The organism is Phenylobacterium sp., assembly GCF_030651755.1.
GTDB lineage: Bacteria > Pseudomonadota > Alphaproteobacteria > Caulobacterales > Caulobacteraceae > Phenylobacterium.
On record NZ_JAUSBZ010000099.1, the window covers coordinates 1 to 1,520 of the forward strand.

1 protein-coding gene is annotated in these 1,520 nt (G+C 67.6%); it reads left to right on the forward strand.

Features of this window, described 5'->3' with window-relative positions; genetic code table 11:
- Positions 1 to 1,463, forward strand: a 1,463-nt coding sequence (locus tag Q7V15_RS09160) for an AAA family ATPase (RefSeq protein WP_304755256.1), incomplete at its 5' end; no start/stop codon positions are given.
- Positions 1,464 to 1,520: the final 57 nt, after the last annotated feature.

Sequence of the window (1,520 nt, forward strand, 5' to 3'; positions counted from 1 at the left end):
CCGAGCTTTCGCACCGCTACATCACCGACCGCTTCCTGCCCGACAAGGCCATCGACCTGGTGGACGAGGCCGCCAGCCGGGTGCGCATGGCCGTGGATTCCAAGCCTGAGGAGCTGGACGAGATCGACCGTCGGATCGTCCAGCTGAAGATCGAGCGCGAGGCCCTGACCCGGGAGACCGACGCGGCGTCCAAGGCGCGGCTGGAAAAGCTTGAGGACGAACTCGTCGAGCTGGAAGCCGAATCCGCCGGCATGACCGGCCGCTGGAAGGCGGAGAAGGACAAGCTGAGCTCGGCCGCCCAGATCCGCGAGGCCCTGGACCGTCTGCGCGCTGAACTGGTCGCCGCCCAGCGCCGGGGCGACCTGCAGCGGGCCTCGGAGATCGCCTATGGCGAAATCCCGCCCCTGGAACGGAGTTTGGCGCAGGCCGAGACCGCTGCGGCCGAGGAGCCGGTCAGCCCCGAGGTGGTCGACGCCGAGCAGATCGCCGCCGTGGTCAGCCGCTGGACCGGCGTGCCCGTCGACAAGATGCTGGAGGGCGAGCGCGAAAAGCTCTTGTCCATGGAGGACTATCTCCGCGGCCGGGTGGTCGGCCAGGAGGAGGCGCTGGCCGCCGTCTCCGACGCCGTGCGCCGGGCCCGGGCGGGCCTGCAGGACCCCAACCGGCCCATCGGCTCGTTCCTGTTCCTGGGTCCTACCGGGGTCGGCAAGACCGAGCTCACCAAGGCCCTGGCCGAATTCATGTTCGACGACGAGCAGGCCATCACCCGCCTCGACATGAGCGAGTACATGGAGAAGCATTCGGTCAGCCGCATGATCGGCGCCCCTCCGGGCTATGTTGGCTATGACGAGGGGGGGGCGCTGACCGAGGCGATCCGCCGCCGGCCCTATCAGGTGCTGCTGTTTGACGAGGTGGAAAAGGCCCATCCGGACGTCTTCAACATCCTGCTGCAGGTGCTGGATGACGGCCGGCTGACCGATGGCCAGGGTCGGACGATCGACTTCCGAAACACCCTGGTCATCATGACCTCGAATATGGGCTCGGAATTCCTGGCCGCCCAGGCCGAGGGCGAGCCCGTCGAGGCGGTGCGGCCGATGGTCATGGAGGTGGTCCGCAGCCACTTCCGGCCGGAACTGCTGAACCGGATCGACGAGATCATCCTCTTCAAGCGGCTGGGCCGGGCGGAGATGGACAACATCGTCGGCATCCAGCTGCAACGGGTCGAGAAGATGCTGGCCGACCGCCGGATGACGCTCACCCTCGACGCCTCGGCCATGACCTGGTTGGGGGACAAGGGCTATGATCCGGTCTATGGCGCCCGACCGCTGAAACGGGTGATCCAGAAGGCGCTGATCGACCCCATCGCCCGCAAGCTGCTGGCCGGCGATCTGGAAGATGGGGCGGTGATCGATGTCCGGGCCGGCGAGGACGGCCTGACCATTGGTCGCGCCCAGGTCCACTAGCCGCGCTTTCGACCTCAGCCCGACTGAACGCCCTTCCTGTCCGCAGGGAGGGCGTTT